We start from the raw sequence: 25,964 nt of genomic DNA, 5'->3' as shown, positions 1-25,964 counted from the left end.
TGCGGACGCCGATGACGTCCGTGCCGGATCTCTTGCCCGCAGCCATCGCGCGTGGGTCGCTGACGATGGTGGTCTTCTTCACGATGGATCGCCGTCCGTTTCCGTGGTCAGTGGAGCGGTTGCAGAACCGGAACTCTAGACAGTGTCACTACCGGATTCCTTCCGGTCACTCTGCGTGCAACCAGGGCGAGGATCGCGTCGATTCGGCGGGCCGGTGCGAGAGTTCCGATGCAGGCGCCCAGTTCGGTGAGCTCCAGCCGCAGCACCTGGCCCGCCGCCCGGTCCTCGGTGTCCAGCGCCCGGCAGAGCAGCTCGACGGCGGAGAGCAGTACGTGGTGGACGGGCTCCGCGCCCAGCAGCCGGATGGACTGGGCCAGCCGGTCGACGGCCCGGTCGATGTGGCCGTCGGCGAACTCCAGTGAGGCCAGCACGTAGAAGAGCTCGCCCATCCCGAACTCCAGGTTCATGTCCCGCAGGACGGCGTGCCCCTCCTCGATGAACCGCCGGGCGGCCGGGTCGCGCAGCTCCAGCAGGCTCAGGCCGAGGGTGAGGCCGCTGAACGCCTCGTAGGGGCGGTCCCCCAGCTCGTGGAAGGCGGCGAGGGCGGTCTCCGCCTTCTCCCTCGCCTCCTGGAGCTCACCGCGGTGGCGCAGCACCACGGCCCAGTGGCGCAGCGCCAGGGCTTCCTCACGCCGGTTGCCGGCCAGGCGGCCGAGCCGGACCGCTTCCTGGAAGGCGGCCGACGACAGCTCCCAGCGCCCCTGCTCGTAACGGATCGTGCCCAGTTCGCGGGCGGCGAGCGCCTGCGCGAGCAGGCTGGGGGATTCCTGTGCCAGCCCGGCGGCCCGCGTCGCCTCGGTGAGGGCCGGTCCCAGCCGGCCCAGCGCCCGCAGCGCCCCGGCGCGGATCACCAGGCACTCGCTCCGCAGGGCGCCGATGCCCAGGCCCTCGAAGATCGCGCCCGCCCGGTCGACGAGTTCCAGGCCGGCCTCGGGGTCCCTGCGGATGCACCGCAGGTTGGCGAGCCGCAGGGACATGACGCCGACACCGAGGGTGTCGCCGTCGGCGTCGGCCGCCGCCAGGGCGAGCCGGTGGCCGGCCTCCCAGTCGTCGTAGAGGTGTCGCAGCTCCAGGAAGCCGGTCGTGCTGTCGGCCAGCTCCCACGCGATCCGGCCGAATCCGTTCGAGCAGGCCATCGCGACCGCGGACGCCAGCGCCGGGCGCTCGGCCTCGAACCAGAGGTAGGGGTCCTCGACGATGTAGTCGACGTCGGAGCGGTCGAAGCCGTCGTAGCGTTCCGTCGTGCCCTGCGGCGCGGCCGGCCACTCCTGGGAGCGCTCACCGGTGACGCGCTGCGCCGCGGTCGTGGACAGGGTGAGCCACCCGTCGAGCACCCTGGCGAGCGCTGCTCGGCACTGCGCCTGCGAGTACTCGGCCTCGGCCCGCTCCTTGGCGTACAGGCGGACCAGGTTGTGGTACCGGTACCGGGTCTGCCCGGCGACATCGCATCCGACGACGTCGAGGAGCTGCGTGCTGACGAGTTCCTCGATCAGGTCCTCGGCCTCGTCGATGGTGATGCGCAGCAGCGGCGCCAGTAACCACGAGGCGAAGTCCGGCGCGTCGATCAGACCCAGCAGGCAGAACGCCTCGCGCTCGCGCGTCCCCAGCTCCTGGTAGCCGGTCGCCAGCGTGGCCCGCACCTCCAGGTCGCCGGAGACCAGTACGTCCAGCCGCCGCCGCTCGTCGGCGAGGCGGCGGGCGAACCGGGTGATGCCGCCCTGGGAGTGCTGGGCGAGCCGCGCGGCCGCGATCCGTACGGCGAGGGGCAGGTAGCCGCACAGCCGGGCGATCTCCGCCGTGGTCGCCTCGTCGCCGGCGACGCGGTGGCGTCCCGCGATCCGTTCGATGAGCGCCCCGGACTCCTCCGCGTTGAAGACGTCGAGGTCGACATGGGTGGCGGATTCCAGGCCCGTGAGCCGCGGCCGGCTGGTGATGAGGACGACGCAGCCGGGTGAGCCGGGGAGCAGCGGTCTGACCTGCGCCTCGCTGACGGCGTCGTCGAGCAGGATGAGCATGCGGGAGGAGGCGGTCCGGCTGCGGAAGAGCTCGCTGCACTCCTCCAGGTCGTCCGGTATGCCCTCCTCGCCGACGCCGAGCGCGCGCAGGAAGCGTTTGAGCGCCACCAGGGGGTCGAGCGGCCGGGTGTCGGCCGTCCGCAGGCGTATGTACAGCTGCCCGTCGGGGAATTGCGGGGCGACGCGGCGCGCGGCCTGCACCGCGAGGGTGGACTTGCCGACCCCGCCCTTGCCCGAGAGGGCGACGAGGGCCAGTGACTCCTTGTCCCCCGTCGTCAGCGTCTCGCGGATGCGGCCGACCTGGTCGGCACGTCCGGTGAAGTCGGCTATCGAGGGCGGGAGCTGGGCCGGTACGACCGAGGCGATGGGCGACCAGACGCGCTCGGGCGTCTCGTCGGGGGCCTTGCGGGGCAGGTCGAGACCGGGGGCGCCGACCAGGATCGCCTCGTGGAGGCGTTGCAGCTCGCCCCCCGGTTCCAGGCCGAGTTCCTCGGCGAGGAGGGTGCGCCCGGCCTGGTAGACCGCGAGTGCGTCGGCCACCCGGCCGCAGCGGTGGAGCGCCAGCATCAGCTGGCCGCGCAGCCGCTCGCGCAGCGGCTGCTCCCCGACCAGCGCCTTGAGCTCGCTGACGAGTTCGCCGTGGCGGCCCAGGGCCAGCTCCGCCTCGATGCGCTCCATGAGCACACCGATCCGGCGCTCCTCCAGCGCCGGCGACTCCGTCCGTATCAGCTCCTCCGTGCCGTCGGCCAGCGGCTCACCCCGCCACTGGGCGAGCCCGGCGCAGTACGCCTCCAGGGCGTCGAGCTGACGGTCCTGGGCGAGCGCGGCCCTCGCGTCGGCGACGGCGCGGTCGAAGGTCCGCAGGTCGAACCGGTGCTCGCCGAGCTGCAGGCGGTAACCGTTGCCCGATCGGACGATCAGCTCCGGGCCCAGCTCACCGCGCAGTTGGGACACGCACTTCTGGATCTGGGCCACGGCGGTCGGCGGCGGCGATTCCCCCCACAGGATCGCGACGAGTCGTTCCACCGGGACGACGTGTTCGGAGCGGAGCAGCAACGCTGCGAGCACCGATCTGGTCTTGCGCCCGTTGAGTCTGACTGCGAGTCCGTCACGCCATGCCGTGATCGGCCCGAGAACACGGAACTCGAATGTCACTCAGATCCCTTCCGGCCCCGTCCGCCTTGGGCGGTAACGGGGCACCGCCCCCCACCTGATGACCTGCGCTTGTGGACGATACCGCACGGTCGGAAGCCCGGCGGAAGCCAACCGGTAGCGGTGAGTGAAAAGCTCATTACATCTCGGACGCCGACGGAAGCTGCAGTTCAAATGACCAGAAATGCGGACACCGAAAGTGCGGCTGCGGACACCGCCGGCCTGGCGCCGGCAAGCGACCTCACCGGCCCGGAAGCCGCGGAGTGGGCGGCCCCGCACGCAGCGGGGGCCCTCAGCGACGGCGCGTTCTTCGCCGGCCGCCACGCGGCCGGGCCGTACTCCGACGGCGCTTGCGCGGACGTGCAGGCGGTCTCCCGTCCGTGACTAAAGCCGGCATGCCGTCGGCATGCCCGTTCCATTCAACTTTGGAGGATCAGCGTGCACGATGCCTATGACGTTCTCTGCGTCGGATACGGACCAGCGAACGTCGCCGTCGCCGTCGCGTTCGAGGAGCTGTGGCCGCAGGCCCGGGTGAAGTTCATCGAGCGGGAGCCCGGCCCCTACTGGCAGCGCGCCATGCTCCTGGACGGCTCCGACATCCAGAACAACCCGCTGCGTGACCTGGTGACCCCGCGCAACCCGCGCAGCCGCTACACCTTCACCAACTTCCTGCACGAGCAGGGCCGCCTCTTCAAACACCTCAACCTCCCCTCCCACTACCCGCTGCGCAAGGAGTACGCGCGCTACGTCCAGTGGGTCGCCCAGACCGTCCGGGCGGACGTGGACTACGGCCGTGAGGTCACCGGCATCGACGTGACCGCGACCGACGACGGCCCGCTCGTCGAGGTCAGCACCGCCGACGGCACGACCTACCGCGGACGCTCCGTGGTGGTGGCCCCCGGCCGTACGCCGAACGTCCCCGAGGTCTTCTCCGGCGTACCGGCCCCGCACCTGTTCCACACCTCCCAGTTCCTCCCCAACATCGCGGGCCTGGACCGGGACTTCGACGGCACGCTCGCCGTCGTCGGCGCCAGCCAGAGCGCGGTCGAGGTGGTCCTCGACCTCATCGCGCGCTTCCCCGCCGCCCGGATCGTCAACGTGATGACCGGCTTCGGCTACCGGCTCAAGGACACCAGCCCCTTCTCCGAGGAGGTCTACTTCCCGGCGTTCGTCGAGTACTACTTCCACGCGTCGGAGGAGGGCAAGAAGCGGCTGCGCGACCAGCTGCGCCCCACCAACTACTCGGCCGCCGACGCGGACGTGGTCAGCGCCCTGTACATGCGCATGTACGAGGACGAGCTCGACGGCCGCGAGCGCATACGCCTGTGCACCAACCGCCGTGTCGAGGCCGTGGAGCGCACCCCCGAGGGCGTGGCGCTGGACCTCACCGAGCACATCACCGGTGAGCGCGAGCGCATCCACGCCGACCGCGTCGTCCTCGCCACCGGCTACCTGGACCTGGGGATCACCGGCCGGACCGAGCAGCTGCCGCCGCTGCTGAAGGACCTCACGCAGGTGCTCGGCGTGACGGACGGCCGGCCGCTGTCCGTCGGCTACGACTACGGCGTGGTCCCGCACCCGGCCTTCGAGCGCGAGGTGCCGCCGATCTTCGTCAACGGGCTGTGCGAGTCCACGCACGGGCTCGGCGACGCGGGCTCGTTCAGCCTGCTGGCGCTGCGCTCCCAGGCCATCGTCGAAAGCCTTGAGCGGCGCCTGGTCGCCGAGCAGGGCGCTGCCGATCTGGTCGCCGCCCAGGCGCCCGGTTCCGACATCTGAGAGAGGCGATCATGCAGACGCTCGAAGCGACCTCACCGAGACCGGCGGTCGACCTCACCCAGCCCGGACCCAACGGACGCGTGCTGCTCGACAGCCAGGCAGCCACCGAGTCCAACGCCCGCACCTACCCGCGCCGGATCCCGGTCGCGATCGCCGAGGCGTCCGGATCCACCATCACCGACGTCGACGGCCGCCGCTACATCGACTTCCTCTCCGGCGCGGGCGTCCTCGCCCTGGGCCACAACCACCCCGAGCTGGTCGCGGCCGTGACCGCGCAGCTGCCGAAACTGACGCACGGCCTCGACTTCCCGACCCCGGTGCGCGACGAGTTCAAACGCCGCCAGATCGGGATGCTCCCGGAGCACATCCGGGACGACTACAAAATGCACTTCTGCGGGCCCACCGGCTCCGACGCCGTCGAGGCCGCGATCAAACTGTGCAAGAAAGCGACCGGCCGCGGCCAGGTCGTCGTCTTCCAGGGCGCCTACCACGGCTCCACCCAGGGGGCCATGTCCCTCACCTCGGAACACGCGCCCAAGACCGGCCTGCACAACCTGCTGCCGGGCATCCACTTCACCCCGTACTCCTACTGCCACCGCTGCCCGATCGGCCTCGCCCCCCAGAGCTGCAGCACCAACTGCGCCGAGGTGCTGGTGAACACGCTCACCGACACCCACGGCGGGGTGCAGCTGCCGGCCGCGATCATCATGGAGCTGGTCCAGGGCGAGGGCGGCGCCATCCCGGCCCGCCGCGAGTTCGTCCACCGGGTCGCCGACACCGCCCGTGAGCTCGGCATCCCGCTGATCGTGGACGAGGTCCAGACCGGCTGCGGCCGCACCGGCACCTGGTTCGCCTTCGAGCAGTACGGCATCACCCCCGACGTCGTCGTCGCCTCCAAGGGCCTGTCCGGGATGGGGCTGCCCGTGGCCGCCATCCTCTACCGGGGGCACCTGGACACCTGGACGCCGGGCAGCCACATCGGCACCTTCCGCGGCAACAACCTCGCCTTCGCGAGCGCCAACGCCTTCCTCGACATCGTCGAGCGCGAGGACCTGCTCGCCCACGTCCGCAAGATCGGTGACCACCTGCTCGGCGAGCTGAACCTCCTCGGCGACAGCCCGCTGGTATCCGACGTACGCGGCATGGGCCTGATGCTCGGCATGGAGATGGCCGCCGCACAGACGGCCGACGCGACCGAGGTCGCGGCCAGGTTCCAGCAGGAGGCGCTGCGCCGGGGCCTGATCGTCGAGCTCGGCGGCCGGGGCGACAGCGTCGTCCGGCTGCTGCCGCCGCTGAACATCACCGTCGACGTCGCCGACGAGGCCGTGGCGATCCTGCGCGACGCCCTCTCCACGCTGGAGGCGGAACTCGCCGCGGAGGCCGGCCGATGAGCACGATCGTGTCGGGACGGGCCGGCCGGCTGCCGCGGATCGGCATCGTCAACCTGATGCCGAACGCGGAACAGTACGAGAACTGGCTGATGCCGCAGCTGTCCCTGTCGGGGCCGTTCGAACTGCAGTGGATCCGGATCTCCTCCCGCCGCTACCACCTGGACGACCCGGCCCGCATCGCCGCGACGTACCGCACCTACAAGGAAGCCACCGCCGACGCGCCCCTGGACGGCCTGATCGTCAGCGGCGCCGCGGTGGAGCACCTCCCCTTCGAGGAGGTGCGGTTCATGGACGAGCTGAACGACATGGTGCAGGACGTCCACGCGCAAGGATCGCCGCTGCTCGGCCTGTGCTGGGGCGCGATGGGCGTGGGCCACCTGGTCTACGGGCTGCCCAAGGACATCTACAGCGCCAAGATCTCCGGCATGTACGAGACCGAGCTGCTGGCGCAGGACGGCCCCATCGCCTCGTCCCTCGACGACCGCTTCTGGTCGACGCACAGCCGCTTCGCCGGCTTCGACGACAAGGCGCTGGACGCCAGCACCACCGTCCGCGCCCTGGCCCGGGCCGAGGGCGCCGGCACGGTGATCGCCGAGTCCTACGACCACTCCGTCCTCATGCACACCGGCCACCCCGAGTACTACGGCTCGCGGCTGGCGGAGGAGTACCACAGGGACGTCAACCAGCAGGTGGCCGGCGTACGGGCACCGGTCGGCGTCGACCTGGACCAGCCGCTGCGGCTGTGGCGCAGCCACAGCCTGGCGTTCTTCGCGAGCTGGGTCCGGCTGGTCGGCGACCAGTCGGCCGCGCGCTAGAGGACGGGGAGGGCCAGTGTCACCTGTGTCACCCACGTCAGCCGTGCCACCCGCACCACCCGTGTCACCCGTGTCACCCGTGTCCGAGGCAGGCCCGTCCGGCCGCCCGCTGCGCCCGGTGGTGTGGAAGTTCGGCGGCTCCTCGGTCGGCGACATGGACCGGCTGCGCCGGGTCGCCCAGCGGCTGGTGGAAGCCAGGCGTGCCGGGGCGGACGTCGTCGCGGTCCTGTCCGCGATGTCGGACACCACCGACGACCTGCTGGAGATGGCGAACGTCCTCACGGCGCAGCCCGACGCCCGGGAGCTGGACGCGCTCCTGGCGGTCGGGGAATCCATGTCGTGCGCGCTCGCCGCCATCGCCGTGCACGAGCTGGGCGAGCGCGCCGTCTCCCTGAACGGCCGCCAGGCCGGAGTGCTGACCGACACCGCGCACGGCAACGCCCGTATGCAGTCGATCGACCCGGCCCGGATCGTGGCGGCCCTGGAACAGGGCCTGATCGTCCTGGTCACCGGCTACCAGGGCGTCACCGACGACGGTGACGTCACCACACTGGGCCGCGGCGGCTCGGACGCCTCGGCCATCGCCGTGGCGGCCGCACTGGGACTGCCCGAATGCGACATCTGGACCGACGTCCCTGGGGTCTTCACCGCCGACCCCCGGGTGGTCCCCGACGCGCGGCGCCTGGACCGGCTCAGCCACGAGGCGATGCTCCAACTGGCCGAGGCGGGAGCCCAGGTGATGCAGCCGCGAGCCGTGGAGCTCGCGGCGGCGCACGGTGTCGCCATCCACGTCCGGTCCTCGTTCACCGGCGAACCCGGCACGTGGATCACAGAAGTCAGGGAGGAGAACGACATGTTCGAGACAGCCCGGATCATCGGCGTCGCCCACCGCCGGCACGACCCGCTCTACCAGGTCGACGGCCTGACGCCCGCACAGGTGTCGGCGGCCCTCGCGGGGCACGGCCTGCCGGTCGGATCCATCATCGGCAGCCCGGGCGAACTCCGGTTCACCTCGCCGGGAGCCGAACCGCAGGCGGTCATCGCCGCCCTCGGGGACGTCGGCGCCGCCGTCGCGGTCCACGACGAGGAGCTGGGCAGTGTGAGCGTGGCCGGGGACGCCTGCGGCAACCGGTCCGAGGTCACCCTGCGGATCCTGGAGTCCCTGGAGCGCACGGGGATCAGGCCGGTGCTGGTCACCAGCACCCCCAGCCGGGTCTCCTGCCACGTCGCCTCCGGCGCGGTCGACGAGGCCGCCCGGATCCTGCACAGCGCCTTCGGCCTGCACACCGACGCTGCGGCCCCGCAGCCCGTCGGCGCGGGACGAGCGGGCTGAGGGGGCGAGAGCATTGACCACCACGCAGGGGCGTGAGGACACCGCGGGCCGACGCGGCGTCCTCGCCAACCGGGACTTCGTCAAACTCTGGAGCGGGCAGACGGTCTCCCTCGTCGGCTCGCAGGTGACCGACATCGCGCTGCCGCTGGCGGCGGTCATCACCCTGAACGCCAGCGCGTTCCAGATCGGCCTGCTCAACGTCGCCAGGTTCGCACCGTACGTACTGGTGACCCTGCTGGCCGGAGTCTGGTTCGACCGGCGGCGCAGGAAGCCGACCCTGATCGCGGCGGACGCGGTCCGGGTGCTGCTGATCGGCGCCCTGCCGGTGGCCCACCTGCTCGGCGTGCTCTCGCTCCCCTGGCTCTACGTCGTCGGGTTCATGGCCGGCGTGGCGACGGTCCTGTTCGATGTGGGGATCCTCTCCTACATCCCGGGACTCGTCGACAAGGACGACCTGGCGGACGCGAACAGCAAGATGACGGCCAGCTACTCGGTGGCCGGCATCGCCGGCCCCGGGCTGGCCGGCTTCCTGGTCGGCGCGCTGACCGCGCCCGTCGCGCTGACCGTCGGAGCCGCCACCTACCTGGCCTCGGCCGTCGCCCTGTGGTGGATCCGCAGGCCGGAGGCCGAACCGGAACAGCCCGCCGAGGCGAAATCGGTACGCGCCGACATCGTCGAAGGCCTGCGCACGGTCGTCGGCAGCCGCATCCTGCGGCACCTGGCGACCCAGTCGGCCGTGTTCAACCTGTTCGAGAACGTCATGACGACGGTCTTCCTGGTCTACGCGGTCAGGACACTGGAGCTGAGCCCGTTCCAGCTCGGCCTGGTCGTCGGCGCCGGGTCGGTCGGCGCGCTGCTGGGCGCGACGTTCTCCGGACGGATCAGCAAACGCCTCGGCTTCGGCCCGGCGCTGCGCCTGGTCACGCTGCTGGCCTGCCTGTCACCCGTACTGCTGCTCGTGCCCGGCGGCACCGGCCTGTTCTCCCTGGTGGTCCTCGGCGCGACGCTCGCCGTGCACGGATTCAACCTGGCCGTCTTCAACGTCAACTCGCTCACCCTGCGCCAGACCGTCACACCGGCCCGCCTGCTGGGGCGGATGAACGCCAGCTACCGGCTCATCCTCTACGGCACGATCCCGCTCGGCGCACTGCTGGCCGGCTCGCTGGCCTCCGTGTTCGGGCTGCGCACCGCCCTGGCCGTCGGCGTCGCCGGCATCCTGCTGCCGGCCGTGTGGATCACCTTCTCGCCCGTCTACCGGCTGCGGGAGATGCCACAGGGCCCCGTCGACACCGACCAGCCCACAAGCGTCGCGTAGTCACGCGCGGCCGAGTCGTGACCGCGCCCCGCACGCCGCACCATCCACTGCCTGAAAGAAGGACTACCCAGTCATGTTGACCGATTCCCAGCGGGCCGCGCTGACCGCCAGGCTGCGTCGCACGGCCCCCCCGATCTCCTCGATCCCCCGCCGCTCGCCCGCGCTGCAGGACCTGCCGCTCTCGTACGGACAGGAGCAGCTCTGGTTCATCGACCAGCTGGCTCCCGGGGAATCCACCTACACCATCGCCGGCGCCCTACGGATGACCGGCGCCCTCGACCGCGCCGCCCTCGGTGCGGCGCTGGACGCCCTCGTCGCCCGCCACGAGGCCCTGCGCACCCGCCTGGTCACCGTGGACGGCGCGCCCGTCCAGGTGATCGACCCGGCCGCGCCGGTCGAGCTGGCCTTCGTCGACCAGCGGCACGTCGCCGCGGACGAGGTCGAGGAGGCCTGGCGCGCGACGGCCGGGAAGGAGACGGCCCGCCCGTTCGAGCTGGAGCGCGGACCCCTGTTCCGCGCGCTGCTGCAGCAGCTCGACGAAGAGCACCACGTCCTGCTGATAACCGTGCACCACACCGTCTTCGACGGCTCCTCCTTCCCCGTGCTGCTGGCGGAGCTGTCCGAGTCGTACTCCGCCGCCGTCGCCGGGACGGCCGCGCAGCTGGGCGAGCTGCCCATCCAGTTCGCCGACTTCGCCGTCTGGGAGCGCGACCGGCTGCAGGGCGAGACGCTGCAGGAGCTGACCGAGTACTGGAGCGAGAACCTCAAGGGCGCGCCCGTACTCCAGCTGCCGACCGACCGCCCCCGCCCGCTGGTCCAGACGTACCGGGGAACCACGGAGTCCAGGGACCTCGGCGACAAGGTCCTGACCCGGCTCACCGCGCTGGGCCGCGACGAGGGCGCCACCCTGTTCATGACCCTGATGGCCGCCTACCACGTCCTGCTCCACCGCTACAGCGGCCAGGACGACATCGTGGTCGGCACCGTCAGCGCCAACCGCAGCCGCCCCGAGCTGCAGCCGGTGATCGGCTACCTGATCAATACCCTGCCGGTCCGGGTCGACCTGTCCGGCGACCCGACCTTCCGCGAGGTCCTGGAGCGCACCAAGACCGCCACGCTGGGCGCCTTCGGGCACCAGGACCTGCCCTTCGCCAAGATCGTGGAGGCGGCCAAGGCCCCCCGCGACCCCTCGCGCTCCCCCGTGTTCCAGGTCGGCTTCATGCTCTCCGACGACCAGAAGCGGGACCTGCGTCCGGCGGGCATGACCTGGGCCTCCGAGGAACTTCCGGCCGAGGCGGCCAAGTTCGACCTGCTGGTCTCCGCCGTCGAGAGCGGCGGCCGGCTCGGGCTGAACCTCAGCTACGCCACCGCCCTGTACGACGCGGCCACCGCGCAGCGCCTGCTCGGCCACTTCGAGACGCTGCTCGACGGCCTCCTGGCCGACCCCGACGCCCGCATCTCGCAGCTCCCGATCATGACCGAGGCGGAGCTGCACCAGGAGCTCGTCGCCTGGAACAGCGACACGGCCGACTTCCCCGACTGGAACCTGCACCAGGCCTTCGAGGCCAAGGTCGCGGCCCACCCCGACGTCATGGCCGTCGAACTCAACGGTGAGGGCCTGACCTACGCCCAGCTCGACGCCCACGCCAACCAGGTCGCCCGGCGCCTGCGCGAGCTCGGCGTCGGCCCCGAGTCCCTCGTCGGCGTCAGCATGCAGCGCACGGTGCGCCGTATCGTCGGCCTGATGGGCATCCTCAAGGCCGGCGGCGGCTACGTGCCGCTGGACCCGGAGTACCCGGCCGACCGCCTCGCCTTCATGGTCGAGGACGCGAAGATGACCGTGGTCCTCACCGACGAGGCCAGCGCCTCCGCGGTGCCGACCGACGACGTCACGGTGCTGGACCTGGACCGGTCCTGGAACGAACTCACCGCGCTGGACGACAGCCCCGTCGAGGCCCTCGCGAGCCCGTCGAACGTCGCCTACGTCATCTACACCTCGGGCTCCACCGGCCGCCCCAAGGGCGTGGTCGTCGAGCACCGCAACGCCGTCAACTTCTGCTACGCCGAGATCGAGTTCTGGCCGCTGGGCCCGGGCGACCGGATCCTGCAGTTCGCCTCGCTCAACTTCGACGTGTCCGTCCTGGACATCTTCGGCGCGCTGCTGTCCGGCTCCACCCTGGTCCTCGGCAGCACGCAGACCCTGCTCTCCCCGCCGCGGCTGGCCGACCTGATCCGCGGCGAGGGCATCACCTTCATGTGCCTGCCCCCGGCCGTGCTGAACCTGCTGGCCGAGGAGCAGTTCCCGAGCCTGCGCGTCGTCATCGCCGGCGGCGAGGCCTTCTCCTCCGAGCTGGTCCGCAACTGGGCGCGCCCCGGCATGCGCTTCATCAACGGCTACGGCCCCACCGAGACCACGGTCGGCTCGACCATGGCCCGGTGCCAGGACGACGGCATCGACCCGCCGCCGATCGGCCTGCCGCTGACGAACTACACGGCCTACGTGCTGGACAAGCACCTCAACCCCGTACCGGTCGGCGTCGCGGGCGAACTCCACATCGGCGGCGCCAGCGTCACCCGCGGCTACCTGGGCCGGCCGGAGCTGACCGCCGAGCGCTTCGTCACGGACCCGTTCAGCGAGGCCCCCGACGCGCGCATGTACAAGACCGGCGACCTGGCCCGCCGCCTGCCGGACGGCAACCTGCAGTACCTCGGCCGCCTCGACCACCAGGTCAAGATCCGCGGCCTGCGGGTGGAGCTCGGCGAGATCGAGGCCGTGCTCGCCGCCCACCCCTCCGTCGCCCAGGCCATCATCATCGTCGGCGAGGACCAGGCCGGCCAGAAGAACCTCATCGGCTACGCCCGGACCAACCCCGACGCGCCGGCCGTCACCGTCGGCGACCTGCGGGGGCACCTGGGCGAGCAGCTGCCCGCGTTCATGGTCCCCGCCCACCTGGTCATCCTCGACACCTTCCCGCTCAACGCCAACGGCAAGGTCGACCGCACCGCCCTGCCCGCCCCCGACGGACCCGGGGACTCGGGCGACTACGTCGCGCCGCGCACCATCCTGGAGACGGTCCTGGCCGACATGGTCTCCGACGTGCTCAAGCTCCCGCGGGTGGGTATCGAGGACAACTTCTTCGAGATGGGCGGCAACTCCCTCCAGGCGATGCAGGTGATCACCCGTCTGCGCAAGGACCTCGGCGTCGACACGGACGTGACCGCGATCTTCCTCGCGCCCACGCCCGCCCGGCTCGCCGCGGCCCTGGTCGCCAAGCACGGCCTGGAGGACGCCCCGCTGGACGAGCTGGACGACCTCGAAGCCCTGGACGAGGCGGCCGCCCCGGCCGCCCCGAACACCGGCGCCGTCGCCCCCGGTTCGGACACCATCGTGCCCCTGTCGGAGCGCACCGACGGCGACCCGCTGTTCCTGATCCACGCCGTCGGCGGCACCGTGTACCCGTACTTCGGGCTGATGCAGGAACTCCAGGACCGCTACCGGGTGCTCGGCGTGCAGGCCGCGGGCCTGCGGGCCGGCAGCGAGCCGCGGCAGGACCTGAAGGAGATGGCCGACGCGTACACCGAGGCCATCCGCGAGGCCCAGCCGTCGGGCCCGTACCGCCTGGCCGGCTGGTCGATGGGCGGCCTGCTCGCCCTCCAGGTCGCCCGCCGCCTGGAGGCGTCGGGCGCCGAGGTGGCCCTGGTCGGCCTGCTGGACACCCCCTTCTCCGCGGAGGACGTCTCCGGGGTCGGCGAGCAGGCCTTCGCGGCCCAGTTCGTCCTGGACGGCGCCCGGGCCCTCGGCCCCGACGCGGGCGAACTGCCCGACCCGCAGACCACGCCCGTGGCCGAGCAGCTGCGCTGGTTCGGGGAGAAGCTGACCGGCGGCTCGGGCGACACCGAGGAGGTCCAGGAGGACATCAACCGCAGGTTCCAGGTGTTCAAGGCCCACATCACCCTGATCGGCGGACACCGCCCGGAGCCCGTCGCGGCCCCCGTCGTGGTGGTCTCGGCCGAACAGTCCCCGGACCTGTCGGCCCTGTGGACCGCCCTCCTCGGCACGGACACCCGAACCGTCCGCGTCCCCGGCGACCACTACACCTTCCTGCGCGCCCCCGGCGTCCAGCTGGCCGCCAAGGCACTCCTCGCCGCAGACGAGGCCTGACCGAACCGGTCGGCGCACGGCACCCCAGAGGCCCCAGGTCGCTCCATCCGACCTGGGGCCTCCGGACGGCATCCCGCCCACTCCGGCAACAGAAAACCCCAGGTCACGAACCAACGCGACCTGGGGTTTCCCTGAGCCGCCTCCGGGCGGACCACGATCCGTCAGCAGGTCGCCGCCCAGAAGAAGCGCCACGAAGCGGAGATCGCTCAGGCCGAGGGTGCCGCCTGTCCGGAACGCGAGCAGCTCCAGCAACGCATCACCACGCGCCAGCAGCAGATCAACAAAGAGAAGCAACAGCACCAGACGGCCACGCGACGTCAGCGCACAGTGCTGCTCCAGCGCCAGGCCCAACTCGCCGACACCGCCACAACCCACGACCCACGACCTGATGGTCACCCAGCTCGCCACCGCGAGCACGGAGCACCGCCGCGCCTTCGGCCTGCGCCGCTACCTCCGCCTTGTCGCGACGGGCCGCCGACCGGAGACCACCGGCGGGCGAGACCCGTGTTCCCCGGGTTGGCAGCCCCGTCGCCCACGCATGCTCACGACACAAGCTTCCGGACCCCCGCTGGCGCAGGTCCGCTCGGGTAAAGGGCATGAAAAAGCCCCAGGTCACGGCGAGTGAGTCCTGGGGCTGATCCGAGCCGCCTTCGGGATTCGAACCCGAGACCTACGCATTACGAGGCCCCACAAGATCATCCCAGCTGGTGCCGGGCCGTACCACCGAATCCCGTTTCCCCAGGTCAGCAAGGTGTAGCCCGGCCCCCGCGTACCACCCAATCCACGCTGTGCCACCCCGTCCGCTCACGCAGCGCTCACGCACGGCCGGCCCCTTCACTGCCGCCAGGGACGGGCTCAGGCCGCTCGCTGTGCTCTCGCCGGGAGAGTCGGGGTTCGGGCTTCTTGGTTCACATGTGTAGGTCTCGCTCCCCGACAGGGCCAAGATCCACCAGAACTGCTCCTGCGGCCCGATCGTCAGGCGGTGGCACCTCGGCACCACGAACCATGGCCCGCACACGTTTCGGAAGCCTACTCACCGGACGCTCCGCCATTTCTCTCAGCTGTCGGTTCAAAGCACGTTCCGCCGGGCTGGGCCTTGCAGCATCAGGCGTGCTCATCTCACCGTCGTCTCGCCTCAGGCCGTCCTTACTGATGCGCTGACGGCGACCCTCTGGGCCCGGCTCCGTCGGCAAAGCCGACCGGGTCGGAAGTCTGGCTATTGATGTAGAGGTGCCCGCGCGCCCCGGATCCTTCTCAAGCTCCGCAAGAGCTGCCTGGTGCAGGAGCTGCGCCCGCATGTAGGAGGTGTCCAGGCTCGGCACCTCCGACGCGCTCCCGTCGCACAGGATGCGGTTCCAAGGGCGACTGCGATCCTTCACATATCGCGAACTTGCACGCGCGCCGCGCAAGGTCCGCTTGACAACCAGGGCTGACACTATGGTGCAACCCAACTGCCCCTCGTTGAAGGGGCCATGCTCACAACCCACCCACGGCTTTCCAGATCGGAACTGCGGCCAGTTGAGGTGGTTATAGAAGACATAGGCGGGAAGGCAGCCTGTCGCTACAGCATCCTCAATCAGCAGATCATTCTGGTACTTTTCGCCATCTGGCCGGTACCTCAGGTCGTAGCCGCCGTTTCGGTTGGCACGTTTCGCTTGGATGCGCATGCCGAATCCCGTGTCGCCAGCGTGAAACCACCACTCCCAGTCCGCACCGTTCAAGCGCTCCTCGTCACTCGTGAACGGCCGGATCGCTACCCGGTCCCCATGGGCCTGGTCGATGGCCCGCAGGTTCTCCTCGGTATGCGTCACTTCGCTCGACGGCCAACCTTTCCGGTGTTCAGCGGCCAGTGCCTGAAAGGTCAGTTCGGCGCGGCGGCTGAGGGTTCCGCACAGCGAACCGACCATAGACACGCGTATTCCGCAGATACGGCAAAAAGTGTCATTCTCATCGATCTGCTGACCACAAGTGCAGAGCACCAACTCGCCTCACCTTTCAATGTTGCACGTGTCCGGCTTCACAAGCCCTACGACATCGCGCCACGTCGGCACGCGTCCGCGTTGCCGCACGGAACTCCAGGCTGGGGCGGCGCTGCAGGTCGTGCGGGGGCCACAAGAAGCCACGTTCCGACCCTACAAAAGTAGGCACCGGCCGCCGCCATCGTTGCCATAAGAGACACCTCCGGGATGCGGCGGCACCCTCAGCCGGTCAAAGCGCGAGATACTCCACGGTCATCGAGGTCACAATGAGCCACACGTGAGACATTTTGCTCGTTTCCGGAATTATCGGGAAACTACGAAAATAGACCTCAAAACGGGCTCTCGCGGCCAAACCGGTTGCGACACACCCGACTCATCGGCATCATCTGAATCCTGTTAGCAACACAGGAGCGCGCGAGAGAACGGGCAGGACCTGATGAAACTTGTCGGGATGGCGGTGCGCAACTTCCGCGGCTTCAACGATGAAGTCTCCGTTTCGCTAGCGGATTTCACGGCATTGGCCGGAATGAACAGCTCCGGCAAGTCCACTCTGCTTGAGGCCCTCGATATCTATTTTTCGGGTCGAGCCCCGGATAAAGATGACCTCTGCAAGGGGGCAGAAGATCAGGACATCGAGATCGAATGCACCTTTTCAGATACCGGCTCAGAGTTGGTTATCGACGCCCAGGCCACAACAACTCTCGCACAGGAATACCTACTCGACGATGCCGGGTATCTGGTTGTTCGCAAGAGTTACAACTGCCGACTTGCTACTCCGAAGGAATCAAAGGCCACCATCCTCTGCCGCCACCCAAGTGCGGAAGGCTACGAGGATCTGCTGTCTCTAAAGAATGCGGAGCTCAAGAGCCGGGCCATTTCTCTTGGCGTCGACCTATCGGGAGTGAACAAGTCGAGCAACGTGGAGATCAGGCAGGCAATCTGGACGCACTGCGACGATCTCCTTATAGATGAACGAGACCTGGTCATCACAAAGGAAGACGACAAAAAAATCTGGGACAGCATCCGAAAGGAGCTGCCACATTACGCTCTGTTTCGAGCCGATCGCGCCAGCACCGACCAGGATAGTGAGGCCCAGGATCCGATCAAGTCGGCTGTAGCCAACGCGATCAGACAACACGAGACAGCACTAAATGACATCGCCTCCGCGATCCACGGCGCCCTTCAGCCTGTCCTTGACGAGACAGTTCGCGGAATGGCAGAGATCAATCCAGAGCTAGCGTCCAGTCTTGCGCCACGTTCCACACGACCCAAGTGGGAGTCGGTCTTCAAGATCAGCCTCACCGACGATGAAGCCGTACCTGTCAACAAGTGGGGAAGCGGATCACGTCGACTGCTCCTTATGAATTTCTTCCGAGCGCAAGCCAGTACCGATCAACACGATCGCAATGGGCCTACTATCTACGCGATCGAAGAGCCTGAGACAGCACTACACCCGACCATGCAGCGGCAACTGCTCTCCAGCCTGCTCACCCTCAGTAAACTGGAAGGGAGTCAGGTATTCGTGACGACGCACTCGCCGACCCTTGCGAGAATGATTCCCATCCAAAGTTTGAGACGAATCAAAAGGTCGGATGGAAAAGTGTCCGTCCTAAATCCGGACCCTTTCGCCGTAGAGGAGCTCGCCCGAGATCTCGGCGTGTTGCCTGATCACGATGTAAAGCTGTTCATCGGCGTAGAGGGCGTACACGACATCCAGTTCCTTACCGGTGTCGCCACCTCACTCCACAAAGCCGGCTTCATCGACCTCGACCTTGATGACCTGGTCAGCGACGGCAGTGCGGTGTTTATCCCTCTGGGCGGGGATAATCTGGGCCATTGGGTGAGCCGCTGGAAGGATCTCGGGGTTCCTGAGTTCTACCTGTTCGACAGGGACAACACAGCAGATGAACCCGACCAGATCGCCCATCAAAAGCAGCTCGAAGAACTGAACAAGCGACGCAACGTAATAGCCACCCACACCCACTTTCGGGAAATCGAGAACTATTTCCCAACCGACGTCATTGAGGGTATCTTTCCAGGCATTTCATTCACGCCGAAAAGTCGCGCTACCAGCGACTTCGCAAAGGAGATTTCAGAAATACTCAAGGCCACAAGCGGCGTAACGCCTCTCCGGCCTGCAAATGTGAAAGCGCGCCTTTGCGCGCACGCTGACCGAATCACCGCAAAGCACTTGATGGATATGGGAGTCCTCGACGAAGCGGTGGGCTGGTTCAAGACAATGGAGGGCCTGCTGAACCAGAAATAGATGTCGGCACCTCCGGAAACAACGCCCCTACCGGGCGCGCTGCAGCAGCGACCCGAATTTCCTGGTGGCCCGGAACGCCCACGCGAAGCATTCTTTACCGGTGATCCTCTCTGGCAAATCCCTTCGTAATTTGCCAGAGCATGGCCCTGCCGCCAACTGGCTAAGATTCCACGTCTACAGTCGCCCAGTTGGAAGGCAGTACACCGACGAGGACACCTCCCGGCACAGGCGCGGGCGGCTGGCTGGGCTCATGCACCATGAGCCCAGGCTCCACCGTGATCCCAGTGGCGAGGGCCTTCCAAGACGTTCGGCAGTCGGTGTGTGACTCGCGAGGGAGGATCACACCGCCCGGCAGCCCAACGTGCATGGCTCGGCCCTCGGGCAGCAAGCTGAATCCCGCCCGTGCATAGTAGCCAGCGAGGTGCGGGCGCGACGGTTCGAAGTCTGCTATCAACAGCCGGCATCCCTCTGCCCGGAGCAGCTCTTCAGCTCGCTTGAGGAGCTGCTGCCCCAACTGCATTCCACGGGCGGCAGGGGCTACCGCCAATGCCTCGACCGTTACGACAGACCGCGCCAGCGCGTCCTTGATCGGCTGCTTGATCTCGCTTATGCCCTGCAGCCAGTCGAAGGGCGAGATGGCTGAGAGTGCCGCGACGAGCTTTCCCCGACCGTTCTCGACAACCAGGTGGACGGACTTGCCCTTTACAGCGGGCACCCGGATCCCAGAGTCGATCATGCTTGCAAGGCTGTCAAACATCTCGGGATGCTCGGGATCCACAGGAAGCACCAGCTGCCGAACGGTCGCTCCTTCGCCTGGGCGGGCCGCGCGGACAACCACACCTTCGGCGGTGAGCCTGCGGCGCAGGGCCAGAGCTGTGGCACGCTCTCTCGCTTTGCGTCCCATGACTTCACTCAGCTCGTTGGACCGCTGAAGAGCGTGCTTTGCGGCCCCTCCGGCTTCGGAAGGCCGAGCTCCTCCAGGTAGGTCAGACGCGCGTTTATGGCCGCCGAGAAGTGTCGCCAGTCGAGGCTGGAGACAGGCTCGGTCGGCTTGGGGTCAGTGGCCGACGACGTCACGTAGCACACCGAGTCATAGAGCTGCTCGGCCATGAGGCGTTCACAGAAGATGCCGAAGCGGTCCTGATAGGAGGTGCCATGCCAGATCTCTTCAACTGGCAGGGCGCCCTTGGCTGTCCGTACCGGCCGACGTGAACCTTCCTCGTCCTGCATGATGAAGAAGTAGCCGAGCCAAGGCTTCTCGCCCGGGTACAGATTGGCGAGTGCCGCTCTACGTAGATCGACGGCGCTTCCGAGCGCTTCTTCGACTCGGTTGTTGTAGTTGTTGCTGAACGACGGTCCGCCGAGCGCCTTCAACTCGAAGGCCGCAACAAGGGTATTCTCGTAGGCCACGACTACGTCCCACTGCTTCTGCGGCCTGTAGTAGCCGGGCAGCTCCAAGCCCTGCGGCTTCGTGATCCTGATGCTCTCGGGCGGGTAGCCGGCGTCGAGGAAAAACTTCGCCAGGAGCGCGGCGATGGGATCGAAGTGCTTGCCGCCCCGCACGGAGCCTGCCGTACCGGCCCCGACTGCGGCCTTGATCGCAGACTGATCGATCTGTGTCTGCTTGGCGCCCCAGTACGCCGCGACGGCGTCCTCGAAGTCTTGGCGGGTGACCGTCAAGATCCGTTCCTCCTAGTCAGGCAGCTCAGCAAGCCCGTAGACGCGCAGCGCAGCCTCGGTGGCTGCCTGCACGTCGCGCTTGTCGAAGGCTTCTGCCAGAGCAACCCGATCGCTCTCGTCGATCGCTTCCGGGTTGGGCACGCGGATCTTGCGGAGGTACTGCGCCTGGAAGCGAAGGGTCCCCCCTCGCATCTTGACCGCGTACGCCTCCACGAATGCCTCCGCGACCTTGGACAACAACAGGCCACCGAGTACGCGCATGTCCCAGACATCCGAGACGATGAAGTACAGGTTGTGGTGAGGGTACAGGCCGCCTTCATCGAGGACCGGATGGATCCTCAGCTTCATGTCCGGAAACAGCAGCTTCTGCCTGCGCGTGAGGCGGTGATCGACCTTGTCGATGGTCTTGTACCAGCGCTCGGGCTGCTTGACCGCGACGTACCGCTTGCGCAGGGCTTCACTGTGTTCCTCGAAGTACGCGGCGAGGCGGGGGTACGCGTCGAGGTCGACCAGGTCACCACTGGCTGTCCAGGGGTTGACCAAGCGCATGCCGTCCCAGCTCAGCCTGCCACTGGTGGTGTCGCGGACCATGGCCATGGGGAGCAGCCGATCATCCTCGACCAGGTCCGCGTCCTTGGTGAGGAAGACCTTGTCGGCACCAGTGGCGATGCCGATGCCTACCTTGGTGCCAGTCTCCGCGTCTTCCAGGAGCCGGAAGCGCTCGGTGAGGTCTTCGAGGATTGCCAGCCTCGCGGGGGAGGCTGCTGGCCACGAGTCCTCATCCGGGAACCAATGGGGCATACGGGCAGCTTGGAACGAGTCCCCAGCGATCGACTCCGGCTCAGCGGACGAATACCAGGCGGCGAACTCCTGGGCTTGCTTGGCCCCAAAGGATCGTGTGGTGTCCGCGGCGACTGCTCCGCCCTGGGCACTGTTCGAGATGATGGTGATCGCGGGATAGGCCGAAACCTGATCATCGAACGCGTCGACGTCATGCATCACGAGGGCCAGGTCCATGCTGAACTGCTTGGTCACCAACTGCCGGAGCTTACGGCCGTACTGGTTTCGCATCCAACGGTCAGCACAGATGAAGCCCAGGCGTCCACCGGGGTTGAGGCTCCGGAGCGCGACTTCGTAAAAGCCGACGTAGATGTCGGCGCGGCCGCCCATGGTGGAGCAAGCGCTGCGATAGGCCGCCATGCGGCCGTCCGGTACATCTTCGAGACGGATGTACGGAGGATTGCCAACGACGTAGTCGGCGCGAAGGTCCGTGTCCGGCTGCAGCAGGTAGTCGCCTTGTCCGATCCAGGCTTCAGCTACCTTCCGGGCCTCCTCCGGGAGCTCTCCTGCATCGAGTAGCTCATTCACGACCAGCGCACGGCTGTCACGCACGTTGCGGTCCAGGAGGTCAAAGGCGTGCACGGCATCGAGCGCGTCCGTGATCGGGCGCTTGTGCGCACGGCATGAGGCACTGATCCGCGAAGCGATTGCACCAAGGAAGGCGCCACCGCCACAGGCCGGCTCAACGATCTTCAGGTCGCAAAGATCCTTGTCGGCCGTGTAGCCAAGGAGGTCGAGAATGAGATCAACCACCCACCGCCGCGTGAAGACCTCGCCGTGCTCCACCGCCTCCGTGGGCACATCCGGGAGGTCATGCACGTCGTCGGGGAGCGAGAAAAGAGTGGCCACGGTTACGACAGTACAAGGGTTGGTTTTCCCGGTCGTCTTTGTCCACGGACGGGTGGACCAGGAGATCACTCATCCTCTAACGGCTTCCCCGACCGCCTTGAGGTGCCCATCGATGCAAGCGCGTGGTCAGCTCCCTGTTTCCGGCGACTGGCCGTGTTCCAGGTAGGCGGTCAGGCCGTTCGTTCGGGCCTCGATGCCTGCCGCGATTCGGCGGGCGAGACGGGGGATGGTGAGCCCTGGTACCTGCTCGGGACGGTGAAAGTCGTAGCCGCGGAGCTCGTCCGCTTGCAGGGCGATCTGCCGGCGGTCGTCGGCGCTCAGGCGGCCGCCGTCGAAGAGGTAGAGGACCTTGTCTCCCTCACCGGGGTTCGGCGCCCAGTCGACGACGAGGAGGCGGCCGACGTGCGGTGCGATGCCGAGTTCCTCCTGGACCTCACGCACACAGGCTTGCCGGGGCGACTCCCCCTCCTCGACGTAGCCCCCGGGGATGTCGCGGTAGTCCTTGTAGGACGGCTCGACGAGGAGGACTCGATCGGCTTCGTCGAAGAAGAGAGCGCCAGCCGCCATGCGGGGGCGGGCCATCTTCGCTTCGTGCTCGTTATCGCTCACGGATCGGACCCTAGCCGCCCGCGACTATGCCCAGTCTGCGGGCCAGGTCTGCCACGGGATGGGCAGGCCGGCCCCTGGTGCCGCGTATCCAGCCGATGACCGGTTCCGGGCTCAGGTAGTGGTGGTGCACCTGCTCGGGGCGGCCTGTTCCGGTTCCAGCTGGACCGCCAGGCCTTCGTCGGTGCCGTTCCAGGAGCTCAGCGTCCTGGCGACTTCGAGGCTGCGCCGTACGCCCCGCTCCACGGGCAGGTCGGTTGCACCAGTTGTCTTTTCCTACGACGGGCGAACTGAGGGAACGCTCACTCTGCTGGCTTCGCCCAGGGCATCCAGGTGCCGCGCAAAACTGATCCGCAAGCTGTCCATTACGGCCTTGCCCTTCTCCGGTGTGGCGAGAGAAGGGAAACCGATCACCCCAGATTCGGTGTACGCGCTCACGCCCTGGACCAGCAGAAATGGACGGCTGCCGCCGTCGTGGTCGGCATCGGCGAACCCGTTTCGGACCAGCTCGGGGGCGGCGTCCAGAAGGATCGAGGTCTCGATCTCGCCGGCGTGCATGTCGGCGTGGCGGTCGGAAACGAGGCCGGCTTCGTCGCGGGCTCGGTCCCAGTCGGAGCTGAGGGGAAACAAGGAGACCGCGGGCCCGTCGACGTTCGCCTCCTGTACGACGTTGGACAGGACGTAGTTTCCACCGTGGCCGTTGACGATCACCAGCTTGTAGATGCCGGAGCGCGCGAGGGAAGCGCGGATGTCGTCGATCACGGCGTAGAGCGTCTTGGCACTGATGCTGACGGTGCCGGGGAAGCCGGCGTGTTCGTGGCTGCACGACATGGTGATGGGCGGCAGCAAGTGCACCGGGTAAGTGCTGGCTATCTCCTGGCTGATGATGCAGGCGATAGCCGTGTCGGTGATCAGTGGGAGGTAGCGGCCGTGTTGTTCGAAGGAGCCTATGGGGAGAACAGCCAGCGAGGGCCGCTGTTCCTGGATGTCCGAGCTGGTGGTGGTCGGTAGCAGGTTCACGGCACTCCTCGGTTGGGCTTCCCTCCGCCCTCATCCTCCGTGGTGACTTGCTGCAGGCGTGCCGGAATGCCGACATGGGACTGACCTTGACCCTTGCTGGGCATCGACGGGCCATGGACGAAACGATGCTGGCCTGGGCAAGGCAGGTAGCCGAGAAGGAGCTCAGCGGCGTGCTTCCCCAGCGGTGGGCGCATTCGCAAGGGGTGGCGGCTCGTGCGACCGGGCTGGGCCATGTACTGGGAGGGGATGCTGAACTCTTGGCTGCGGCCGCGGTGCTGCACGACGTTGGCTACGCGCCCCGGCTGGCGGAGACGGGTTTCCATCCCCTCGACGGGGCCCGGTTCCTGCGTGACGAGCACGGTGCGGACGAGCGGCTGGTGCGGTTGGTGGCGAACCATTCATTTGCGCTGCTGGAGAGCGAGGAGCGCGGGCTGAGGGAGGCGCTGGAGCGCGAATTCCCGTTGCTGGACGAGCCGCTGCTGGTGGACGCGCTCGTGTACTGCGACATGACGACGACGCCCGACGGCCAACCGACCACGGCCAAGCAGCGGGTGGCGGAGATTGAAGGCCGCTACGGGGCGGACAGCCTCATTGGGCGTTTCGTCCGTCGGGCGTCACCGGAGATCTTCGCGGCGGTGGCACGGGTGGAGGCGGCGCTGGTGGCTCAGCCGAGGTAGGGGTACGTGCCGGCGAGGTAGTCGCCGATCTGCTGGCGCATGCTGGCGTGGATGTCGTACTGGTCGAGGTCGGCGGGCTGGATGAAGCGGACGTCGTCGGCCTCGTCGTTGATCGTGGGCGCGCCGCCGATGGGGCGGCCGATGTAGGTGTTCTCATACTGCTGGCGGATCTCGCCGTCGGCGTACGCGACGATGTGCTTCGGGTTGGTGTAGACGCCTAGGAAGCCGGTGATCTCGGCGACGATGCCGGTCTCCTCCAGGCATTCGCGTACCGCGCACTGGGCCGCGGTTTCGCCGATGTCCTGGGCTCCGCCGGGCAGGGCCCACTGTCCGGTGTCGCGGCGGCGCTGGAGCAGGATGGCGCCGCTCTCGTCGACGACGAGCAGGTTGCTCGCGGGGATGAGGGTGTTCGCCTTCGGTGCGGCGGGGTCGTTGTAGTACTCAGTCCTGCCCATGTGCGGCGGTCCCCTCCTGGTCGGGAGTCCAGGGCCGTGAGGTGGCCCAGACGGCTTCGAAGCTTTGAGCGTAGTTGTCGAACCACCCTGCGCCGTCAGCCCTCTTGAGGTGCAGGAGGGGGTTGGCGCTGGCGGGTCGGCCCCACACATGTGGGTTGACCAGCAGGTGGTCGTCGTAGCGGAACAAGGACGTGTAGAGCGTGGTGTCGTGGAGCCGCACTTCGCAGCCGGTCTCGGGCAGCAGTGGGCGGTAGTAGGTGAGGGAGGCGCGGATCTTGGCGGCGAGGGTGTCGCCGATGCCTTCCTCGCGTCCTCGGATGGCGACGGCCTGTCCGCCCGGGTATCCGAAGCACAGGCGTACGCGGACGCCGTCGGCGGCCCGCTCGGCGAGCATCTCGGCGACCTGGGGGTTGGACTGGGCAAAGAACGTGCCGGAGAACACCAGCACTCCGATCTGCTCCCGTGCCTCCTGGAGGAGGGTCAACCACATGTCCCGGGGGACGCTGGCGCGGTTCTCGTAGGTGCCGATCAGCTCGCTGCCTAACGCGGCGGTGGGCTTGGTCGCCCGTGGCTGTGGGGCGGGCCACAGGAAGGACTCCTCCACCCGCAGGTGTTGGGCGGCCCGGAACCGGTGACGTGGGTGCGGCACGCGACCGCCGAGCCAGCGGCCAACGGTCTTGGGGTCCACCTCGCAGAGCTCGGCGAGCGACTCGGGGGAGACGCCACGCTGGGCGAGTACGGAGTGCAGTCGCTCGTTCACAGGTGTCATGCAAGCGGAGCCGGGAGTGATCGGGCAAGGACGTTTCGGGACGTTCCTGCGGCATGGGGAAAGACGACTGTCCTTACGCTGACGCCATGCAGCTCATCGTCCTATGGGACATCGACCACACCCTCATCGAGAACGCAGGCGTCAGCAAGGAGATCTATGCCGCCGCCTTCTCAGCCCTCGTCGGTCACGCCCCTGTGGGGTCGGCCCGGACGGAGGGCAGGACGGATCGGCTCATCATGCGCGGGATGTTCCAGGAGCACGGGCTGGACGAGCCTGAGTGGCACCTGGTCGAGACAGCTCTCACCGAGGCTGGCCAGAGGCGCCGGGAGGATCTGCGCCGTCGGGGGATGGCGCTGCCAGGAGTGCGCGACGTACTTCTGGTGGCAGCGGCGCATCCCGGCTGGGTGTCGTCGGTGCTGACCGGGAACATCGCGGCCAATGCCCGGGTGAAGCTGTCCGCCTTCGATCTCGATCCGCTGCTGGATCTGCCTGTTGGGGCCTACGGGGCCGATGCCGAGCAGCGGCCCGACCTCGTCGCGGTCGCGCGGGAGCGGGCCCAGCGCCTACGGGGCGTAGGTGAAGACGTCCCGGTCGTGCTGATCGGGGATACCCCCCGGGACGTCGAGGCCGCCCTCGCCACCGGCTCGGAGATCATCGCCGTCGCCTCCGGTATCCACAGCGCCGACGAGCTGGCTGCTGCCGGTGCGTTCGTTGTACTGCCAGACCTGTCGGACACGGAACGGGTCATCGCGCTCCTGGAGGGCTTCGCGGGGCACTGAAAACGTCCCGGGACGTCCTCGGGAG

The 25,964-nt window shown here is 68.2% G+C and carries 19 protein-coding genes; 10 read left to right on the top strand and 9 right to left on the bottom strand.

Annotation, left to right across the window (positions count from 1 at the left end; translation table 11 throughout):
- Nucleotides 1–107 precede the first annotated feature (107 nt).
- Nucleotides 108–3,143, bottom strand: coding sequence for a BTAD domain-containing putative transcriptional regulator (locus ACFWFZ_RS09575; RefSeq protein WP_387119043.1), 3,036 nt, complete (start codon nucleotides 3,141–3,143; stop codon nucleotides 108–110).
- Between the two features lie 258 nt (nucleotides 3,144–3,401).
- Between ACFWFZ_RS09575 and ACFWFZ_RS09570 the strand changes: the two genes are divergently transcribed.
- The 7 genes from ACFWFZ_RS09570 (at nucleotide 3,402) to ACFWFZ_RS09540 (ending at nucleotide 14,019) form a co-directional block, all read left to right on the top strand.
- Nucleotides 3,402–3,611, top strand: a complete 210-nt coding sequence (locus tag ACFWFZ_RS09570) for a hypothetical protein (protein WP_387119040.1) — start codon at nucleotides 3,402–3,404, stop codon at nucleotides 3,609–3,611.
- A 54-nt stretch (nucleotides 3,612–3,665) separates the two neighbouring features.
- On the top strand, nucleotides 3,666–5,003 hold the full coding sequence (locus ACFWFZ_RS09565; protein ID WP_387119037.1) for a SidA/IucD/PvdA family monooxygenase: 1,338 nt from the start codon (nucleotides 3,666–3,668) through the stop codon (nucleotides 5,001–5,003).
- Between the two features lie 11 nt (nucleotides 5,004–5,014).
- Nucleotides 5,015–6,394, top strand: a complete 1,380-nt coding sequence (locus ACFWFZ_RS09560) for an aspartate aminotransferase family protein (RefSeq protein ID WP_387119035.1) — start codon at nucleotides 5,015–5,017, stop codon at nucleotides 6,392–6,394.
- Nucleotides 6,391–7,209 carry a homoserine O-succinyltransferase gene (locus tag ACFWFZ_RS09555; protein WP_387119032.1) on the top strand — a complete coding sequence of 273 codons (819 nt, stop codon included), beginning with the start codon at nucleotides 6,391–6,393 and terminating at the stop codon, nucleotides 7,207–7,209. The genes ACFWFZ_RS09560 and ACFWFZ_RS09555 overlap by 4 nt, the downstream gene beginning before the upstream one ends.
- 79 nt (nucleotides 7,210–7,288) lie before the next feature.
- Nucleotides 7,289–8,542 carry an aspartate kinase gene (locus tag ACFWFZ_RS09550; protein ID WP_387119029.1) on the top strand — a complete coding sequence of 418 codons (1,254 nt, stop codon included), beginning with the start codon at nucleotides 7,289–7,291 and terminating at the stop codon, nucleotides 8,540–8,542.
- Nucleotides 8,543–8,555: 13 nt separating this feature from the next.
- On the top strand, nucleotides 8,556–9,857 hold the full coding sequence (locus ACFWFZ_RS09545) for an MFS transporter (protein WP_387119026.1): 1,302 nt from the start codon (nucleotides 8,556–8,558) through the stop codon (nucleotides 9,855–9,857).
- Nucleotides 9,858–9,930: 73 nt separating this feature from the next.
- Complete coding sequence (locus ACFWFZ_RS09540) at nucleotides 9,931–14,019, top strand: amino acid adenylation domain-containing protein (protein ID WP_387119022.1); 4,089 nt, start codon at nucleotides 9,931–9,933, stop codon at nucleotides 14,017–14,019.
- A gap of 908 nt (nucleotides 14,020–14,927) precedes the next feature.
- Here ACFWFZ_RS09540 and ACFWFZ_RS09535 read toward each other — a convergent pair.
- The gene (locus ACFWFZ_RS09535; protein ID WP_387119230.1) at nucleotides 14,928–15,998 is read right to left on the bottom strand and encodes a DUF6615 family protein; all 1,071 of its coding nucleotides are present in this window, start codon (nucleotides 15,996–15,998) and stop codon (nucleotides 14,928–14,930) included.
- Nucleotides 15,999–16,434: 436 nt separating this feature from the next.
- Here ACFWFZ_RS09535 and ACFWFZ_RS09530 point away from each other — a divergent pair, with 436 nt between their 5' ends.
- Nucleotides 16,435–18,264, top strand: a complete 1,830-nt coding sequence (locus ACFWFZ_RS09530) for an ATP-binding protein (protein ID WP_387119019.1) — start codon at nucleotides 16,435–16,437, stop codon at nucleotides 18,262–18,264.
- 160 nt (nucleotides 18,265–18,424) lie between these two features.
- Here ACFWFZ_RS09530 and ACFWFZ_RS09525 read toward each other — a convergent pair whose 3' ends face one another.
- From ACFWFZ_RS09525 to ACFWFZ_RS09505, 5 genes are all read right to left on the bottom strand, one after another.
- Complete coding sequence (locus tag ACFWFZ_RS09525) at nucleotides 18,425–19,021, bottom strand: GNAT family N-acetyltransferase (protein WP_387119016.1); 597 nt, start codon at nucleotides 19,019–19,021, stop codon at nucleotides 18,425–18,427.
- Between the two features lie 155 nt (nucleotides 19,022–19,176).
- Nucleotides 19,177–19,944: a PaeR7I family type II restriction endonuclease gene (locus tag ACFWFZ_RS09520; RefSeq protein WP_387119013.1), complete on the bottom strand. Its 768-nt coding sequence runs from the start codon at nucleotides 19,942–19,944 to the stop codon at nucleotides 19,177–19,179.
- Nucleotides 19,945–19,956: 12 nt separating this feature from the next.
- The gene (locus tag ACFWFZ_RS09515) at nucleotides 19,957–21,633 is read right to left on the bottom strand and encodes an Eco57I restriction-modification methylase domain-containing protein (protein WP_387119010.1); all 1,677 of its coding nucleotides are present in this window, start codon (nucleotides 21,631–21,633) and stop codon (nucleotides 19,957–19,959) included.
- 126 nt (nucleotides 21,634–21,759) lie between these two features.
- Nucleotides 21,760–22,242 (bottom strand): NUDIX domain-containing protein, encoded by a 483-nt coding sequence (locus ACFWFZ_RS09510; RefSeq protein ID WP_387119007.1) that lies wholly within the window; start codon nucleotides 22,240–22,242, stop codon nucleotides 21,760–21,762.
- Nucleotides 22,243–22,515: 273 nt separating this feature from the next.
- Nucleotides 22,516–23,259: a creatininase family protein gene (locus ACFWFZ_RS09505; protein WP_387119004.1), complete on the bottom strand. Its 744-nt coding sequence runs from the start codon at nucleotides 23,257–23,259 to the stop codon at nucleotides 22,516–22,518.
- A gap of 113 nt (nucleotides 23,260–23,372) precedes the next feature.
- Here ACFWFZ_RS09505 and ACFWFZ_RS09500 point away from each other — a divergent pair, with 113 nt between their 5' ends.
- Entirely contained in the window at nucleotides 23,373–23,936 is a 564-nt protein-coding gene (locus ACFWFZ_RS09500) for an HD domain-containing protein (RefSeq protein WP_387119001.1), read from the top strand.
- On the opposite strand, the gene ACFWFZ_RS09495 is transcribed toward ACFWFZ_RS09500, so the two are convergent.
- Nucleotides 23,924–24,391: an NUDIX hydrolase gene (locus ACFWFZ_RS09495; RefSeq protein ID WP_387118999.1), complete on the bottom strand. Its 468-nt coding sequence runs from the start codon at nucleotides 24,389–24,391 to the stop codon at nucleotides 23,924–23,926. The genes ACFWFZ_RS09500 and ACFWFZ_RS09495 overlap by 13 nt on opposite strands.
- Nucleotides 24,378–25,151, bottom strand: a complete 774-nt coding sequence (locus ACFWFZ_RS09490; protein ID WP_387118996.1) for an XRE family transcriptional regulator — start codon at nucleotides 25,149–25,151, stop codon at nucleotides 24,378–24,380. The genes ACFWFZ_RS09495 and ACFWFZ_RS09490 overlap by 14 nt, the downstream gene beginning before the upstream one ends.
- Nucleotides 25,152–25,246: 95 nt before the next feature.
- Here ACFWFZ_RS09490 and ACFWFZ_RS09485 point away from each other — a divergent pair, with 95 nt between their 5' ends.
- A complete protein-coding gene (locus ACFWFZ_RS09485; RefSeq protein WP_387118993.1) occupies nucleotides 25,247–25,939 on the top strand; it encodes an HAD family hydrolase in 693 nt (230 codons plus the stop codon).
- The last annotated feature ends 25 nt before the right edge of the window (nucleotides 25,940–25,964 follow it).

This window comes from Streptomyces sp. NPDC060232, from assembly GCF_042726555.1.
Taxonomy (GTDB): Bacteria; Actinomycetota; Actinomycetes; order Streptomycetales; family Streptomycetaceae; genus Streptomyces.
This window is presented reverse-complemented; position numbering and strand designations above follow the sequence as displayed.

Coding starts and splice junctions, on each gene's coding strand:
- ACFWFZ_RS09500 (WP_387119001.1), top strand. CDS start 23,373: ATGGACGAAACGATGCTGGCCTGGGCAAGGCAGGTAGCCGAGAAGGAG.
- ACFWFZ_RS09540 (WP_387119022.1), top strand. CDS start 9,931: ATGTTGACCGATTCCCAGCGGGCCGCGCTGACCGCCAGGCTGCGTCGC.
- ACFWFZ_RS09560 (WP_387119035.1), top strand. CDS start 5,015: ATGCAGACGCTCGAAGCGACCTCACCGAGACCGGCGGTCGACCTCACC.
- ACFWFZ_RS09495 (WP_387118999.1), bottom strand. CDS start 24,391: ATGGGCAGGACTGAGTACTACAACGACCCCGCCGCACCGAAGGCGAAC.
- ACFWFZ_RS09570 (WP_387119040.1), top strand. CDS start 3,402: ATGACCAGAAATGCGGACACCGAAAGTGCGGCTGCGGACACCGCCGGC.
- ACFWFZ_RS09555 (WP_387119032.1), top strand. CDS start 6,391: ATGAGCACGATCGTGTCGGGACGGGCCGGCCGGCTGCCGCGGATCGGC.
- ACFWFZ_RS09485 (WP_387118993.1), top strand. CDS start 25,247: ATGCAGCTCATCGTCCTATGGGACATCGACCACACCCTCATCGAGAAC.
- ACFWFZ_RS09525 (WP_387119016.1), bottom strand. CDS start 19,021: ATGTTTGACAGCCTTGCAAGCATGATCGACTCTGGGATCCGGGTGCCC.
- ACFWFZ_RS09530 (WP_387119019.1), top strand. CDS start 16,435: ATGAAACTTGTCGGGATGGCGGTGCGCAACTTCCGCGGCTTCAACGAT.